Consider the following 17735-nt stretch of genomic DNA (forward strand, 5'->3'; position numbering starts at 1 on the left):
TCATTTCTCTTTTATTTTATGAGTGCGGATTTCACCGCATTACCAAGCTCATCGGGATTGAATTTCGCAATGAAGGAGTTAGCTCCCACCCGCTCAACCATTGCTTGGTTAAATACGCCACTCAACGAGGAGTGAAGGATAACGTAGAGATCTTTGAGATCGTTATTACGACGAATTTCAGCAGTCAATGTGTAACCATCCATTTCTGGCATTTCAATGTCCGAAATCACCAGAGCAATTTGGTCATGAATGCTCCCTTGTTCTGACATTTCTAGAAGCTTTTCATACGCATCTTTGCCATCTTTGGTAAGGATACACTCGAAACCAATAGATTCAATAGCGCGTTGCACCTGTTTACGTGCAACCGTCGAATCGTCAGCAATCAAAATGCGGCGCACAATATCTTGCTCTTGCTGTGCTTCAGCAATGCCTTGAGTAATGCTTTCGTCCATCTTCTCATTAATGGGCGCAATTTCAGCCAAGATTTTTTCTACATCAATAATTTCAACGAGTTCATTATCGATATTTGTAACCGCAGTTAGGTAGTTTGATTTACCCGCACCATTTGGCGGCGGTAGTATCGCTTCCCAACGCATATTTATAATACGCTCAACAGAGCTTACAAGAAACGCTTGTATCGTTCTGTTAAATTCCGCAATAACAACAAAACTCTTTGCAACATCAGCCGTTGGACGACCACCTATTGCTAAACTCATATCAATCACAGACACGGTTTGTCCGCGAATATGAGCCACCCCTTTAACTAAACGATGAAGGTTAGGCATAGCGGTAAGTTTGGGACATTGGAGAACTTCTTTTACTTTAAAGACGTTAATCCCGTAACGTTGTTTACCGTTAAGGCGAAACGTTAATAATTCTAATCGGTTTTGACCGACGAGTTGCGTACGCTGATTCACAGAATCAAGGATACCCGTCATAAGCTAATCTCCATCTCTAACTTTTATCCTAAAAAGTGGTAGTCTACTAAAGGCTATAAGAAACCAGAGAAACAAACATGCTCACAAAAAAGCGTTCTGATTTACATGCTGCCTCTAAGTGTAGAGCTTTCTGTCGAAGTTTATATACCACTATCGGCTTTTTATTGCTTTTCTTTAGCGTTAATGTGCTGTCTGCTACACCTGAACAAATAAAAAAAATTCAAGACGCTGCGGAACATCACGTTCTCAGTACTGTAGAAAAACCTGCGGGCAGTGAAGTTGAAGCTCAAGCGGCAGACTTGGATTCTCGCGTATATGCAACTATTTGTCCAAGCCCTTTGCAAACTTCTTCTTCTTCACATAACGGTTCCGCAAGTCATATCACTGTATTAGTCGAGTGTGAACCAGATAATTGGAAACTCTATGTTCCCGTCCGAGTAACATTGAATGTCCCGATGATCACCGCAGCGACGCCACTGACTCGGGGACAAGTCATCACTTCACAAAATATTAGTATAAGTATGGTGAATATGCTGCGTTTTAGACGGCAAGGTTTTTCCTCTGAGTCGATGGTTATCGGCGCAAAATTAAAACACAGTGTCCGTTTAGGTGATGTCATTTCACAAAATGATGTTTGTGTAGTGTGTCGTAATGAAAGCGTCATCATTAAAGCTGGAACTAGCGGGATGAGCATCACAACTAAAGGGACAGCCTTATCTGATGGGAATTACGGAGAGCAGATTAAGGTGAAAAATGATAAATCTAATCGTATAATTGATGCAAAAGTAAGCGGAATTGGTCAAGTCGTGGTACAGTTCTAGCTTAAGAGTTATTTATATAGACTTTTATTTCAGTATCGAATGATAAAATTACTAAAGTAATGCTTTTATCTGTCGATATTGGTTATAACAAAATCACACTGATTAAGGCTCGTTTTATGGCAGGCATTGATAATATTCGTTCAGGGCAGTCTTTGACTTCGACATCGTCGAATCGATCTCTGAACCGTTCAGATAGCAATGCATCTTCCGTTAGCTCTCAAGAATCGCAGCAAGCGAATCGTCCAAGAGATGCTGTTTCGCTAAGCTCACAAAGCAAAGCGATTGAGGAAATGCGTAACGACATGGCATCAAAACCTAGTTTTGATAGTGCTAAAGTCGAGGCAATTAAAAAAGCGATTGCTAACGGCTCCTACGTCGTTGATGCTGACAAATTGGCAGATAATATTATTAAGTTCGAGAAAGAACTTGGTGGTATTAAATCTTAGAATACACCCTGAGAACTAAATGGGGCGCAAACAATGGCAGCACTACAAGACCTAGTTGAGTTTCAATTACAGAATGCAAATGATCTTGCAGAACTGTTAGAGAAAGAAAAAATAGCCATAACTTCACGTGTTTCTGCGCATATAGAAGCACTAGCCAAACAGAAAGTAACCTTGGTGTCTCAACTACAACAAACAGATCAACGGATTGCTACTCATCCTCATGTTTTGAGCCTAACTGAAGATGAATATTTGAATAATCTGGTTGAAAAGATTCGTACGATCGTTGCCGATTGCCAAGAAGCCAATTTAGTCAATGGCGAAGCTCTTAACAGAGCTCAACTAAGCTTCAATAAATTAAATAACCTAATGCAGCAGAGCTTAGGAAAGAATGGTATGACCTATAATGCGACAGGACAAACCCGTGGTGTATCAACATTAGGTACCAATATAAAAGCTTAGTATCAACCGTTCGATATAATAAAAAGCGACCCAAGTGGTCGCTTTTTATTTGAAGATGATAAATGAGATCAGTGAACTTACATTCAAGTTAGAACAGTGTTTGTTGTCGTTGTTCAGGTACTTGCTGAACTTCACCCAAATTTTGCAGTTTTTCCATTTTACGAATATCTAAACGGAGTTCAGTGACATAACTGTCACCTACTTTGTAGCTACGAACCACTTCGGCACCACGAATAACGCCATCCGTTGCGCCACTCGCTCGCTCGTTACCTAAACGTTGATCGCGCAACTCGGAACTGCCACTGATACGCATACCATAGACTTGTTCAGATAATTCTCGATACGCGTCAACTTTTGAAGCTCGCATCGCCCTAATCTGCTTCTCGTGAATATCGTTCCCTTTCTGTTCACTAATAGTGGCGTAACCCACCGCCGTTAAAAAATCATCGGCGCGGAGTGACATCAATGGTTGGCACCCACTAAGAAATAGTACAGTCATTAGGATACTGATTAATACTTTCATCAAACTCTCTCCTTAATGACGTAAAATAATCGTATTTTTTTCGTTGATATTTGGGTCTGAGCGAATCAACACGCCGTCTTGACTACGCATAGTATTCAGCGTATCTAAATCACGTCCAATACGGTCAGCAGGCAAGAACCCTTGAGCAGTGGCGACAACAACACGAGATTGCAAGCCAATAACTCGAGCATTAACTAAAACGCCACCTTCTTGACGCAGCATAGTGCCCGTTAATACATACTGAATTTGTTGCTCTTTAGACAAATCTTTCCAATCTCTGCTAAAGGCAAAATCCCCCTGATTAGTCACTTGAATAGAACCTGTTGTTTTAAAATCTACGACTTTAAAACCGCGTTGCTGTAACTGATTGATAAAACCTTCTGATACGGTATTTCCCAACCAGTTAGTTGAATCCAAGTTTTGCAAGTCAACAAATGAGGTTACAGCAATAGGAGTTCTTGCAGTAACACTGGTATTCGACTTAATTAAATCGTCGGTCATACTCTCAACAAAATAATTGAGTGTATGTTGTGGACTTGCCATTAATAGGAATTGCGACCCACTATACGGTTCTTTACCATTATAGATAGGCGCATACGAACATGCTGTTAATAAAGCAGCAGGTACGCAAATAAGCCACTTTTTCATTCTCTTCATCTCCATTTATCAAACAGATGGAGCATTCGTTTTCTCTCAATCGTAAAACTGGAACGCTCTTTGCTTTTCTAAATTCGTCAACTCATTCAGAATAGCGCTATCGACATCTGCTATGATTGAAAAGCAAGATTTGTACCTGACTGGTTAATTATGATGAAAAAAATTATATTTTATTTAATTTCAATCTGTTCTGCTCTGGTAGTCACACCAACGGCCTTTGCCGCTTGGTATGAAGTCACCGGCAGTTCACCTATCGTTTCATCCAGCGATACAGCTCGCTTGCATGCTTTAGAAGATGCTTTATATAAAGCCGTCAACTTTGCTGGCGGAGATATCGGAAATATTAGTAATGTCAGGACGTTACTAAGCACAGAAAAAGATGAATATCAGTTTTCTAATAACGAGATTCGTACCATAAAGATAGAACGAACCCGAAGCCATAATAATACGATGTATGTAAAAGCTCGTATTGACATTTACCCCTCGGCAACGGGTTGCCACGTCAACCAATACAAAAAGACACTTCTAATTAGTCAATTCGATATTCAAACACCTCAACAAGCGGTTATGGGACAAATTAATGACCTTAACCAAGACTTTGCTAAAGTACTTAGCCGCCAATTTGAATTGGATTCACAAAGCTTCGTTTCGCTGGGGTTAAGTCAATATACCGTGAACGAAAAAACACCTGAACGAATTAAAATGGTGGCTGAAGACACTGGAGCTCAATACATCATTACGGGGGAAATTACCGATCTAAGTGCCACTATCGAAGCAGCAAATCTTACTCAATATAATATTAATCGCCAGTTCGCCCTGGAAATGAAAGTCTTTGATGGTAAAACTGGTACTCGAGTTTTCGATAAAACCTATCGACAAGTAGCAATATGGCCTTTTTCACGAACCAGTTTGGTCGACACCAGTAGTGCGAGATTTTGGCAGTCAAGCTATGGTGTGATGTTGCAACGACTCACTCGCGACATCATGCTTGATCTCGAATCTAATATGGCTTGTAAGATTACCTTACCCGAAGTCGTTGCCAAATTTGATAATACGGTCACCATTAGTTTGGGTCGTATTCACGGAGTCAAACAAGGGGACAAATTGGAACTCTGGCACACAGCTTCCTTTATCGATCAAAAGGGCTTACCGCGCACAAAAGTGGCTAAAAGCGATATTACGCTAACGGTTTCCCGTGTGTTTGATCATGATGCTGAAGCGAAAATTGATCAGGCAGACTTAGCTGGAAGTGTTCAAATAGGCGATGTCATGGAGAAAAAGCTACAAAATGACTTTTAGTACTCACGGGATTTTTGGACAAATTACAGTCAGTTAAGCATGCTGATATTCACGCCTTACTCAATTTGGTATACAATGCGTGGCGATCAATAAGTCCCCTTAGTTCAGCTGGATAGAACAAGGACCTCCTAAGTCTTAGACGTGAGTTCGAATCTCGCAGGGGACACCAAATATTCAAAAAGCAGCATTCAATGCTGCTTTTTTATTTTTATACCCAAGTAACCTCAAGATGCTTCCCCATATGACAGTTTCATGAACTTTTGCACATAGGTGCAAAACGTAACCATTCTGTCACAGTTGGTTTTTATATTGGCCTCATACCTTGTTAGCCAATGTAAACTATGAACATTCAGCAACCAACATCAATACCATTTGGGCAAAGATTGTATCGCAAGCTGGTTCTTGCTAAGAATGAGCCCGCCAATTTATTAGGGGTTATGCTTGCCGCTCTGTTTGCGTACCTTATTTTGGCTCCGGTCATTGCTATTTTGACCAATGCTTTTATTGTACAGTCAGGTGATGGCAACCGAGTGCACTCTGCAGAAGGTAGCATGACGCTTTACTATTTAGCGCGTTCGCTCACTTCTCGTATGTCAGAACTGTTACTTTGGGCACCTCTTGCACACACCATCAGCATTGCTTTAACCACGGTAGTACTTGCAGTATTACTCGGTATGACTCTGGCTTGGCTGGTCAACCGCACCGATATGTTCGGTCGTAAGTGGTTTGCCACAGCATTAGTTGTTCCCTTTATGTTACCTACCTGGACCTTTGCGCTAGCTTGGACCACTATTTTCAAAAACAGAACCATAGGTGGGCAACCTGGGTGGCTAGAAGCCATGGGGGTTCATACGCCTAATTGGCTTGCCTATGGCTATTTACCTATTGTGGTCATTTTGGTCATTCACTACACACCACTCGTGTTACTGATTGTGGGAAATGCATTACGACGTGTTGATGGTCAACTTGAAGATTGTGCTCGTGTACTCGGTGCCAAACCCGATATCATTGCCAAACAAATTCTTTTCCCTTTGATTCGTCCCGCACTACTGTCCTCAGGATTACTGATTTTTGCCGATTGTATTGGTGAATTCGCAGTACCGTATATTTTGGGGTTACCTGTACATTACAACACTTTAGCTACGGGACTTTATCGCTCATTAGATTCTCGTCAAAATGGCGTCGCCGCTGTCATCGCCGGTGTCATCATGCTTATCGGTATCATTACTCTATTAATCGATACACGCATGATGAAAGAAGCACGCCGATTCGTGACAGTTGGAGGTAAAGGTAGCCTAACGAGAACCAGAGCATTAGGCCCGTGGCGCTTTTCTGCCGCTATGGTAGCGGGTTGCGTAGTCACTATTGGTGTTGCCATTCCACTACTCACATTATTCTTTTCTACCATCATGAAAATTCCAGGTCGTTTCACGTGGGATAACTTTACCTTCGACTTCTGGATTGGCCATAACCTCGATACCATCGCGTTGAAAAATGGCATCTTACTTACTCCCGACTTTTGGCATGCGGTGGGGAATACCGTGCTTATCGTCGGAAGTGCATCTATAGCATCGGGCATATTAGGATTGTTGGTTGGCTATGCCGTCATGCGAGTGAATACCCCATGGCTTAGCCAGTTTTTAAGACAAATCACTTTCATGCCGTATTTAGTACCCGGTATTGCCTTTGCAGCAGCGATGTTATCTCTCTTTGCTGTACAGCGAGGCCCAATTCCAGCGCTTTACGGCACACCGATTCTGCTGATTATTGCTTTGGTGGCAGAAAAGATGCCATTTGCAAGCCGTTCCGGTATAGCAGCCATGACTCAATTAGGTAAAGAATCCGAAGAAGCGGCTCGCATTGCCGGTGCCAATTGGTTTACCCGACTGACAAAAATCATCATTCCTATTCAAGCTGGGCCTTTAGTCACGGGTATATTGCTACCGTTTATTTCAGGAATTAAAGGAGTGAGTCTGTTTATTATCTTAGCCATACCGGTGACCGATGTTCTCACTACCTACTCGTTACGCTTAATCGATTATAACTACGACCAAGCAGCTAATGCTGTCGTACTTATGATTGCCCTTATCGCTTGGTTAGGCACTGTTCTAATCCAAAAAATGACCGGAACAGGTCTCGCTCAAGGTCTGGAGAGTTAATCATGCCATCTATCACTTTATCGCACTTAGAAAAAAAGTATTCAGGTAGCAGTAAACCTGCTGTTCAAGATCTTAATTTGACCGTGAATGACGGAGAGTTCATGTGTCTACTCGGCCCTTCCGGCTGCGGTAAAACCACGATTCTGCGCATGATTGCCGGTATTGAGCATATTTCCGGTGGTCATATCGCGATTGGAGATCAACGGGTTGATAGTATTTCGCCATCCATCTACCTACCGCCAGAACAGCGGGAAATAGGATTAGTTTTTCAAAGCTACGCATTGTGGCCACATATGACAGTAAAACGTAATGTTGACTTTGGTCTGCGCCTACAAAAAGTGCCAACAGAAGAACGCGAGCGACGTACATTAGACGTCATGGAAAAATTGCGCATTGCAGAATACGCAGACCGTTATCCATCGCAACTCTCAGGCGGCCAGCAACAGCGTGTCGCATTAGCAAGGATGTTAGCTGTTAACCCGAAAGTTCTGCTATTAGATGAGCCTTTATCTAATTTGGATGCTGCTTTGCGCTTAGAGATGCGCGCAGAACTAAAACGTATCCATGAAACCTTCGGTACCACCATCGTTTTTGTTAGTCACGATCAATGGGAAGCGATGACACTTGCCACTAGGATAGCCGTCATGAAAGAGGGTCAACTACAGCAAGTTGGAACGCCTGATGAAATCTATGCTCAACCAAGCAACACCTTCATCGCTGAGTTTATTGGCAATCCCAGAATTAACTGGATTGACCCTTTCAAGCATCCACAATCCGAGCTTAATCGCTATTTACAGCCATACATAGATTCATCGGCTCATTTACATAAGGTAGGCGTACGCCCTGAAGCACTACAACTGAGTCATGACCCTATCGGTTTTCCTGTCACCATTAAGCAAATCATCCCAACCGGTGGCAGTTGGTTAATAGAGTTAACCAGTGGTGAGAACACTCTCACACTCTCTACTCAGATTTACCCGACTTGGGCGGTAGGTCAAACGGCCTATTGCTCATTCCCCGACCATGGCATACACGGTTTTAACGCGTTAGGGCAAAGTATAGAAATGCCCACCGCAACTCATAAGCAGAATATCCAATCTCATCTATATAACACAGATGCCGATTCCCTTTCTGCAACGACTTTACCCCCGTCACAGTCTTTCGCTTTTTAAGCGTTACCCAAACCATAGGATGTCATCTTCACTATGAAAATTCGCTACGCTCTCAGTGCTCTTGCATTATCGGTTGTCGCAACGTTTCCAGCTATGGCCGAAAACGATAGTTCACTACAAAAAATTATCACGGCCGCAAAACATGAAGCACCTATTACGGTTTACGCGTCAACTGGAAAAATAGTTAAACAAGCTAAAGCTTTTAGCAAAAAATATGGTCTGAAAGCCGTAGGAGTAAAAGCAAAAGCACCACAAATATTAGAAATTGTCAGCCGAGAAGCTCAAGCTCATAACATTAAAACGGATGTGGCATTCTTATCGGATGCCCCCGCGGGTATCGAGCAGTTGCTGTCTAAAGGTTATGTCGAAAGTTGGCTACCAAACGACATGACGGGCAAGATCCCCAAACAATACCAAGATCCACTGACTGTAGTAATGGCACCAAACGTATGGGCCTACAACACAGCTCAATACGATACCTGTCCAATCACCAATATTTGGCAGCTTACCGAACCGAAGTGGCACGGCAAAATCGCCATGCAAGATCCGTTAGGTAAACCCTCTTACACCGATTGGTTTAATCAGATGGCAACCCACTATGACCAAGCTATCGCACAAGCCTATCAACAAGAGTTCGGGCATCCTTTAAAAACGGATGAAAGTTCAGCGACTGCTGCCTTTGTGAAGGCTCTGGCAGAAAATGTGCCACTTTTGACTCACTCTGACAGTGATGCAGCGCAAGCCATTGGGGCTCCTGATGTAAAAGACAGTTTTGTAGGTCTCATCAGTACCGCTAAATTTCGTAAAAATAAAGACGGCATGAAACTTGGCTTATGCCATGGATTAAAACCATTTATCGGTTGGAACTACCCAAGTCTGGGACTGATCGCAAAAGGGACACATAGCCCAAATACCGCCAAATTATTTATTCATTACATGCTGACCGAAGAAGGAATAAAACCTCAGGCTGTTGACGGCAAAATGTCGACCAACAACACCTTTTCTCTACCAAGTAATGAGGCTTCAGGTATTGAAAAATACCGCTCAGAAATAATGTCTTACCATACTTCCACCGCGGATAGTGACTGGCAAAGCCGCCAAGATTGGCAAGACCTGTGGAGCTTAAGCTACCAACAATAATGATACGACTTAGTAAGTGGTCTCTGCACGATTCACCTGACAACTTACTAAGTTTTCACCGCCTTCGGGCGATGAAATAGCCACTGATTTATACGAGGAAGAACCTTCATTGAACGATGCAATTGATAGTAGAGAAAAAGCTCTTAAAACCGTTATTCTAGAAGCGGGACAGCTTGCGCTTAATCATTTCCACCAGCGCGATCCGCAAGAGATCTCTTTAAAAGGAGCACAAGACTTCCTAACTGAAGCAGATGGCTTAGTTGAAAACCTGATCCGCGATTCCATTTGCAAACAGTTTCCACAGGATGTGGTGTTTGGTGAAGAATCCGGCGGTTTTAACACCGATAGTGATTACCTATGGATTGTCGACCCTATTGATGGCACAGCGAACTTTGCCCGTGGAATCGATCACTTTTGCGTTACCATTGCCCTCGTTTATCGAGCAGAAACCTTACTTGGGGCGATTTATAATCCAGTTACAGATGAGCTCTATTTAGCACGTAAAGGCTATTACGCTCTCAAAAATCAATCCCCATTACACATTGCCAAAACCGCTCATATTGCTAGTAGCTCTTTTGAACTTGGCTGGTCAACAAGGGTTTCTCAACAACGTTATCTCAGTGCTATCGATAACTTACTCACACTAGGAACGAATATTCGCCGCGGTGCCTCTGGCGCACTGGCATTAGCCTGGGTTGCAGAAGGTCGCACTGATGGTTATGCCGAGCTACATATGAATGCTTGGGACTGCTTAGCGGGTTTATTACTGGTTCGCGAAGCGGGCGGATATACCGGGACTTACCCACAAAACTTTGATGAGATCCGATTCGGCGGCCCCGTTTTTGCCGCTGCTCCAGGCGTTGCTCAATCATTGGCTGACGCCTTAGATATTCCTTTATTATCCCAACAATAAGGCTTGATTTTATGACTGTAACAACTCCATCTAAAACCAAACATTACCCACGTCCACCTATTAGCCTTATTGAAAGCAATATTCCTCATTGGGGCGTCAATATTTATATTGGAGGGTCTGTTGGTACCGCAAATCCTGATCTTCTCAAAGAGTTAGATATCAAAATTGTCCTCAACTGTGCAGTCAACCTTGATATTGACTGGGTAGACCAACTTGATCCGAATTACACCGGCGATACTAAGGCATTTGGTGCTGGGCCAGTTCGTTATTACAAGCTCGGCTTGATTGATGGTCCTGGTAACACTGCCGAAATGATTTTAGCGGGTTACTACTTAATGCGTTCAGCCTTAAATCAGACCATTCCGGATAAACCTTCTTATAAAAACCGCGAATTAGGCAATATTTTGGTTAATTGCCGTGGAGGTCGTAGTCGTTCTGTCACTATTGTCGCGTTATTCTTACATCTGGAGATGCCAGAAAAATACCCGACATTAGAAGCCGCTATCGCCCATATTCGTCACACTCGCGAATTGCACCCAGATGAATGGTTTGAAACGCCAAAACCTATGTTGGTTGATTTAGCTAAACAAGCAGTGGCTATGCACCGAGCTATTCGCCAAGTTATTGCAGAATAAACATAAGTAACGAAGTAATCAGAAATCTATGACAAATAAAGCGCCTTTTATTCCTAAATCAATGGCAAGTGCTGCTGAAGTGGCAAAACTTGCTGGTGTCTCTCGCTCTGCAGTATCACGCACCTTCACACCAGGCGCCAGTGTCTCAGAACAAACCAGAGTCAAGGTGATGGATGCAGCAAAGGCGCTAAACTATCATGTCAACCATCTAGCCCGTGGCCTGTCAAAAGAAACCAGCCGACCGGTATGCATTCTCGGCTCTAACCTAAATGCACCATTTCAAGCCCAATTACTCGATACAATCACTCAGCACCTGCAAATAGCCGGACGAGCAGTGATGGTAATCAACACTGCGGGAGGTAAGGAGAGCACTAATGAAGCCTTAAGCCAAACGCTTAATTACCGTGCTTCAGCTACAATTGTTCTTTCTGGCTCTCCAGATAATGAATTTGTCGAAACGTGTTTAAATAGCGGACAACATGTCATCTTGATTAACCGAGGTAATCAGTTTCCACGGGCCGACCATATGGTGATCGATTATCAAGACATCATAGCCGACGCGCATCATCTACTGCAGCAGGCTGGCTGTCGGCGTTTAGCTGTGATCTCATCCACAATTCAATCACCGAGTTTATTAGCTCGTGAACAACGCTTCATGGATCTTGCCAAACAACACCAACAACCGTGTACGTTATTACGAGCAGGCCCAACTGAATACAACACAGGGGCGGAAGCAGCACGACAATTACTCTCCCATCGTCAAAAACCAGATGGCATTTTTTGTGTCACTGATTTGCTCGCCTGTGGATTTATGGATGTGGCTCGCCATGAATTTAAACTGTCGATTCCTAACGATCTCTGCATCATTGGATTTGATGATATTGAACAATCTAGTTGGCAAAGTTACCAATTAACAACCTACCAACAGCCACTCACTCAAATGGCTGCTGCGATTGTCCAACGCTTAACGAAAACATCAGAAGAACCTAACGACCCTGTTACAGAACACTTTTCTGCTATCGCTAAATGGCGTCATACCGTTCGACCATTACCAAACTCTGATTAAGGCCTATCCCAAGCACGTTGAAGTTGATAGCTTCTATGCAAGAACTCATGAGTGACACCCTGAATTCTGCCCCGTTAATAGCTAAGTTGACCACAAAGAAAGTCCATTTTATTACTGGGGAATAGAGTAAAAACAACGTCGGAATGTGTCATTGACTCGGTATTTTTAATGATTAACACGGGCTATTTTTTACTCATACTTGCATTGAATATCTTATTGGCAGCCCTTATCATTCCTTTGAGCTTTATTGAACCCACTTCACATAAGATCAATAGAACTCGCTTTTTCTCGCATTCTCCTGACTTAACTCTGATGAAACTCCGTTACATTTTTTACGCTTGGTAAAGAATCCGACACCTTTCCTTAATCAAATAATGATTATTATATAGATGAGACAATGAAGAAGAGTAATTTGGAGACCAATACCGGTCATCGATTTATTTCGAAAGCGAAAACCGCGTATAAAATCCACATTCATACCCCCGAAGATACCGTATTACACCGCTCCGTCGGTTACATACGTATCGGTGAAAAGCGTGGATTACAGAAAGCCATTCGTATGCGTAATGAACTAGGTTCAGAGATGTGGGGCAAACATTGGCGAAGAATCTTAAAAGATCCCTACTTAATGACTCGCCTTCCGCATAGTCTTGAGCCAAAGATCATCTACAAACCCCGACCAACATTGGAAAACCCAGATTGTCGCGATGCGTGCTACATTGCCGCATGGAGACACTATGATGCAAAAGGGAAATGTACGTTTAAGAGTGTCGTCTGCTCTATAAACAAGCATGGTAAACTCGCTGCCTATAGCAAAACGAAAAAAGCGCTACTTGAAGCTCATAAAGACTACCTTGATATTCTAATCTACATGGGCCGGCTTAATAGTATTGACCTAAAATAATCCTCTTTTGGCATTCATCGGTGTCGGCCTAAGAATCCTTATTGGTATAGATATAAAAAAACCGCAGCCTCTCAGCTACGGTTTTTCTCTTTATAGGTAACGCCTATTATTGTGCGTTTGCTTCACGCTGAGCAATGAACTCTAATGCCATCTTGATACGAGCGATAACACGTTCTTTACCAATTAGCTGCATAGTTGCGTCTACTGATGGTGATTGACCTGCGCCAGTCACAGCAACACGTAGAGGCATACCTACTTTACCCATGCCAACTTCTAGTTCAGCACATACCGCTTCGATAACGCCGTGTAAGCTTTCCGCAGTCCACTCAGTTAGCGCTTCGATTTTGCTCAATGCAAGAGCAAGAGGCTCTTTTGCTACGCCACGTAGGTGTTTTTTCGCTGCTGCTGCGTCGAATTCAGAGAAGTCTTCGTAGAAGTAACGAGATTGAGCAGCAAGCTCAACCAATGTATGAGCACGTTCGCCCATTAGCGCCACTAGCTCAGTCAGTGCTGGACCGTTGTCTTTGTTGATGCCTTGGTGCTCGAAGTGCCATTCAAGGTGACTTGCCACGTACTCAGGTGCAAGCGTTTTGATGTAGTGGTTGTTCAACCATAATAGTTTTTCAGTGTTGAATGCGGATGCTGATTTAGAAATCGCATTCAAGCTAAATAGGTTGATCATCTCTTCTTTAGTGAAGATTTCTTGGTCGCCATGACCCCAACCTAGACGTACTAAGTAGTTGATTAGCGCTTCAGGTAGGTAACCTTCATCGCGGTATTGCATAACAGAAACAGCACCGTGACGTTTAGACAGTTTCGCACCGTCGTCGCCAAGGATCATTGCACAGTGAGCAAAAGTAGGAACTTCTGCGCCAAGTGCTTTGTAGATGTTGATTTGACGAGGTGTGTTGTTGATATGGTCTTCACCACGGATTACGTGAGTGATACCCATATCCCAGTCATCCACTACCACACAGAAGTTGTAGGTTGGTGAACCGTCAGTACGACGAATGATCAAATCATCCAACACACTATTCGAGAACTCGATAGGGCCACGAATTTGGTCATCAAATACAACAGTACCTTCTGTAGGGTTACGGAAACGAATACAACAAGGATCACCCTCTTTTGCCGCTTCGTTTGCTGCTTTGATTTTTGGATGGTTAGCATCGTAGCGAACCAATTCTTTGTTCGCTTCTTGTTCTGCGCGAACTTCATCAAGCAGTTCTTTAGATGCATAACATTTGTACGCTTTGCCTTCAGCAAGTAGCTGATCCACTACTTCGTTGTAACGGTCAAAACGTTTAGTTTGGTAGTATGGACCTTCATCCCAATCTAGACCAAGCCAAGTCATGCCCTCAAGAATCGCATCTACTGCTGGTTGAGTAGAACGTTCTAAATCAGTGTCTTCGATACGCAAAACAAATTCACCACCTTGGTTTTTCGCATATAACCAAGAGTACAGTGCGGTACGTGCACCACCGACATGAAGAAAGCCTGTTGGGCTAGGAGCAAAACGAGTTTTAACCGTCATTATGAATTTACCTTTGTCAGAAGCCTGCGCTAAATCGACAGCGTAAGCGAAATTTGCGCGGTATTCTACCACTGCCTAGGGAATAACGACAAATATCGATTTGACCTAATAACCAACTCTTTTACCTCATTTTCCTTAACAATAGTGTTTAACTCAAACTAGAAGTCCTATTTATCCTTGACCTTACCGTTAGGGTAAGGTTTATGCTGAAACAAAATTGGTCTTGGAGGGAAATTTCATGAGCCATTATTCTCTATCATTAACCGGTCTTCATTGTATGGGCTGCGCGCGTAAACTTGAGCGTCAGTTGAATGAAGATTTCACAGTAGATATTAAAGAACTGTCCCCTACTTTCATCGAATTTGATGCTGAAGCATCACTTGATGGAGTACTAGACAGTGTTGAAACGGCGGGGTTTGGTGCCGGCCATCGTTACGATTTTGCTTTAGAAGGCCTACATTGTGGAGGATGTGTTAATAAACTCACCTCTCACCTAAAAGAATCGGATCAGATTGCTCGTTTAGAGGTAACCACCGAGCATTTAACTCTCGTGACATCTCTTACTGAGCAACAAATCGCAGATAAAGTGGCAGAAGTCGGCTTCACTGCCAAAGCGGCTAATGATGATGCAATGCAACCATCAGAAACTGACACTGTCTCTCAAGCAGATGATGTTACTGTAGAGGAGACCCCTAATACAAAACAGCAGCAAGCTAGCACGATTCATCAAGAAGACGTGGCAACACATCTCTTAGTTAAAGGGATGAGCTGTGCTAGCTGTGTTTCATCAGTTGAAAAAGCCCTATTATCAGTCGAAGGGGTTCATCGCGCGCAAGTAAACCTTGCTGAACAAAGCGCGTTAGTCCTTGCTCGTGAGCAACAACCCGACGCACTGATTAAAGCCATCACTGAAGCAGGCTATCAAGCCGAATGGGTTGATGACCCAGCCGAGCAACAACACAAACAGCAAGAACAACTAGAACAAGTCAAAAAGGAGCACTTGCGTAGTGCTGTGATGGGGCTTGTTTTGGGGGTTCCCCTCATGCTCTGGGGAGTATTCGGGGGTGAAATGATGATCACCTCGGGTTCTGCACAAATTGGTTGGGGAATCGTCGGATTACTCTGTTTAGGACTGCTCATGACGGCTGGCCGCCACTTCTATTCAAGCGCTTGGAAATCATTGACTCATGGCCGAGCAACCATGGATACGTTAGTCGCATTAGGTACTGGCGTCGCATGGCTCTACTCGATTACTGTCGTTCTTATACCCAATGCATTCCCAGATGCTGCACGTCATGTGTACTTTGAAGCCAGTGCGATGATCATCGGTTTGATTTCTTTAGGTCACTATATTGAAGCAAAAGCGAAAGCTCGCACGACACAATCATTACAAGCGTTAATTAATCTGCAACCTCAAGAAGCAACGCTTATTACTGATACCGGTGATGAAGTCATTCGTGTTGATAGCATTGAGCAAGGAATGATGTTACGCATCAAACCAGGGGAAAAAGTAGCAGTTGATGGTGTGGTTATCGAAGGGGATTCCTATGTCGATGAATCTATGCTGACTGGCGAACCTATTCCTACCCATAAGTTAGAAGGTGAACCCGTTTCAGCGGGCACGATTAACCAAGACGGCAGTTTAGTGATTAAAGCGACAGGGATCGGTAGTCAAACCATGCTGTCACGCATTATCCAATTGGTACGCCAAGCACAAAGCAGTAAACCTGCAATAGCTAAGCTCGCCGACCGCATTTCATCGGTATTTGTTCCGGTTGTAGTCGGTATCGCGATCGTTACCGCAGCCATTTGGTACATGGTAGGCCCAGAACCTAAAATCAGCTACATGCTAGTGGCAGCAACAACCGTGCTGATCATTGCCTGTCCCTGTGCGCTTGGTCTCGCTACCCCTTTATCCGTCACCGTTGGGGTTGGTAAAGCAGCCGAACTCGGAATTTTAATTAAAGATGCTAACGTACTGCAATCAGCTAGCCAGATTGATACGGTTGTGTTTGATAAAACCGGAACCTTGACGCAAGGTAAACCCAGTGTTCAATCGGTCGATGTTCTTTCTGGCACTCCAGAAGATTTATTAAAATTGGCCTACGGCCTAGAACAACAGTCAGAACACCCTTTAGCAAAAGCAATTTGCATTTATGCCAAGGAGCAGCAGTTATCCCCGATGGTTACTGAGCAATTTGCTAACCAACGCGGTAAAGGTTTGAGCGCAATGATCAATGGCCAACATGTTCTGATCGGTTCGACGACTTACATTCAAGAACTTGGGATTGAATTAGACAAGGTTCAAACTGCGTTAGAACAATATCAAAACAATGCTTGGACACCGGTATTAATTGCAATAGATCAGCAGATTATTGGCAGTATTGCCATTGCAGATCCGATCAAACCGGAAGCAAAACAAGCGATCACCACACTGAATAATATGGGAATTCACACGGTCATGTTAACTGGTGACCAACAAGGTGTTGCAGACGCTATCGGTCAAGAAATCGGCATTAAGCAAATTATTGCCCAAGTAAAACCGGATGAAAAAGCTGAGCATATTGCTGCTTTACAGCAGTTAGGTCGCAAGGTAGCGATGGCTGGTGATGGAATTAACGATGCCCCTGCTTTAGCGCAAGCAGACATTGGTGTTGCCATGGGCTCGGGGAGTGATGTCGCCATTGAAAGTGCTCAGATGACACTATTGAACTCATCTCCGGCCGCCATTGCTAATGCTATTGAGCTATCAAAAGCAACGGTAAAAAATATTCATCAAAACTTATTTGGTGCGTTTATTTACAACACTATTGGTATTCCTATCGCTGCAGGTGTGCTATATCCTGCTTTTGGGTTTATGCTCAGCCCTGTTATTGCAGGGGCAGCGATGGCATTGTCTTCAATCACTGTCGTGAGCAATGCTAATCGTTTAAGGTTATTTAAAGTACAAAACTAACCTTGGTGTACTTACTGATTTTTAAAGTAAAATGGCGATATTGATACATCGCCATTTTTTTCACACCTGCTATGCTACTCTGCCCTATTTAAAGCAATATTTATCAATTCAGG

At 43.3% G+C, this 17735-nt stretch carries 16 protein-coding genes and 1 tRNA gene; 13 read left to right on the plus strand and 4 right to left on the minus strand.

Translation table 11 applies throughout. The annotated features are described in order from the left end of the window. Window positions 1-11: 11 nt before the first annotated feature. Window positions 12-938 (minus strand): chemotaxis protein CheV, encoded by a 927-nt coding sequence (locus F9817_RS00160; protein WP_161152934.1) that lies wholly within the window; start codon window positions 936-938, stop codon window positions 12-14. A gap of 77 nt (window positions 939-1015) precedes the next feature. Between F9817_RS00160 and flgA the strand changes: the two genes are divergently transcribed. From flgA to F9817_RS00175, 3 genes are all read left to right on the plus strand, one after another. Then, window positions 1016-1759 (plus strand): flagellar basal body P-ring formation chaperone FlgA, encoded by a 744-nt coding sequence (flgA, locus tag F9817_RS00165; RefSeq protein WP_161152935.1) that lies wholly within the window; start codon window positions 1016-1018, stop codon window positions 1757-1759. 116 nt (window positions 1760-1875) lie between these two features. Then, window positions 1876-2205 carry a flagellar biosynthesis anti-sigma factor FlgM gene (flgM, locus tag F9817_RS00170; RefSeq protein ID WP_161152936.1) on the plus strand — a complete coding sequence of 110 codons (330 nt, stop codon included), beginning with the start codon at window positions 1876-1878 and terminating at the stop codon, window positions 2203-2205. Window positions 2206-2238: 33 nt separating this feature from the next. Then, a complete protein-coding gene (locus F9817_RS00175) occupies window positions 2239-2664 on the plus strand; it encodes a flagella synthesis protein FlgN (RefSeq protein WP_161152937.1) in 426 nt (141 codons plus the stop codon). An 88-nt stretch (window positions 2665-2752) separates the two neighbouring features. Here the strand turns inward: F9817_RS00175 and F9817_RS00180 are convergent, their stop codons facing one another. Together F9817_RS00180 and F9817_RS00185 are read right to left on the minus strand one after the other, a co-directional pair. Continuing rightward, entirely contained in the window at window positions 2753-3187 is a 435-nt protein-coding gene (locus tag F9817_RS00180) for an LPP20 family lipoprotein (protein ID WP_161152938.1), read from the minus strand. 12 nt (window positions 3188-3199) lie between these two features. After that, window positions 3200-3835, minus strand: a complete 636-nt coding sequence (locus F9817_RS00185; RefSeq protein ID WP_161152939.1) for a FlgO family outer membrane protein — start codon at window positions 3833-3835, stop codon at window positions 3200-3202. 162 nt (window positions 3836-3997) lie between these two features. Between F9817_RS00185 and F9817_RS00190 the strand changes: the two genes are divergently transcribed. From F9817_RS00190 to F9817_RS00230, 9 genes are all read left to right on the plus strand, one after another. Then, a complete protein-coding gene (locus F9817_RS00190; protein ID WP_161153136.1) occupies window positions 3998-5143 on the plus strand; it encodes a flagellar assembly protein FlgT in 1146 nt (381 codons plus the stop codon). 93 nt (window positions 5144-5236) lie between these two features. Continuing rightward, window positions 5237-5312 (plus strand) — tRNA-Arg (locus tag F9817_RS00195). 172 nt (window positions 5313-5484) lie between these two features. After that, a complete protein-coding gene (locus F9817_RS00200) occupies window positions 5485-7302 on the plus strand; it encodes an ABC transporter permease (RefSeq protein WP_161152940.1) in 1818 nt (605 codons plus the stop codon). A 2-nt stretch (window positions 7303-7304) separates the two neighbouring features. After that, window positions 7305-8474 carry an ABC transporter ATP-binding protein gene (locus tag F9817_RS00205; RefSeq protein ID WP_161152941.1) on the plus strand — a complete coding sequence of 390 codons (1170 nt, stop codon included), beginning with the start codon at window positions 7305-7307 and terminating at the stop codon, window positions 8472-8474. Window positions 8475-8507: 33 nt separating this feature from the next. After that, on the plus strand, window positions 8508-9614 hold the full coding sequence (locus F9817_RS00210) for an ABC transporter substrate-binding protein (RefSeq protein WP_161152942.1): 1107 nt from the start codon (window positions 8508-8510) through the stop codon (window positions 9612-9614). Window positions 9615-9723: 109 nt separating this feature from the next. Next, on the plus strand, window positions 9724-10527 hold the full coding sequence (locus F9817_RS00215) for an inositol monophosphatase family protein (RefSeq protein ID WP_161152943.1): 804 nt from the start codon (window positions 9724-9726) through the stop codon (window positions 10525-10527). An 11-nt stretch (window positions 10528-10538) separates the two neighbouring features. Further along, window positions 10539-11162 (plus strand): protein-tyrosine phosphatase family protein, encoded by a 624-nt coding sequence (locus F9817_RS00220; protein ID WP_161152944.1) that lies wholly within the window; start codon window positions 10539-10541, stop codon window positions 11160-11162. A gap of 28 nt (window positions 11163-11190) precedes the next feature. Further along, entirely contained in the window at window positions 11191-12228 is a 1038-nt protein-coding gene (locus F9817_RS00225; protein WP_161152945.1) for a LacI family DNA-binding transcriptional regulator, read from the plus strand. A 397-nt stretch (window positions 12229-12625) separates the two neighbouring features. Next, entirely contained in the window at window positions 12626-13132 is a 507-nt protein-coding gene (locus F9817_RS00230) for a Fe3+-citrate ABC transporter substrate-binding protein (RefSeq protein ID WP_161152946.1), read from the plus strand. A gap of 106 nt (window positions 13133-13238) precedes the next feature. Here F9817_RS00230 and gltX read toward each other — a convergent pair whose 3' ends face one another. Further along, window positions 13239-14666, minus strand: a complete 1428-nt coding sequence (gene gltX / locus F9817_RS00235) for a glutamate--tRNA ligase (protein ID WP_161152947.1) — start codon at window positions 14664-14666, stop codon at window positions 13239-13241. A gap of 238 nt (window positions 14667-14904) precedes the next feature. On the opposite strand from gltX, the gene F9817_RS00240 reads away from it, so the two are divergent. Continuing rightward, window positions 14905-17622, plus strand: a complete 2718-nt coding sequence (locus F9817_RS00240; protein ID WP_161152948.1) for a heavy metal translocating P-type ATPase — start codon at window positions 14905-14907, stop codon at window positions 17620-17622. Window positions 17623-17735: the final 113 nt, after the last annotated feature.

Source organism: Vibrio eleionomae (assembly GCF_009874545.1).
GTDB classification, from domain to species: domain Bacteria; phylum Pseudomonadota; class Gammaproteobacteria; order Enterobacterales; family Vibrionaceae; genus Vibrio; species Vibrio nitrifigilis.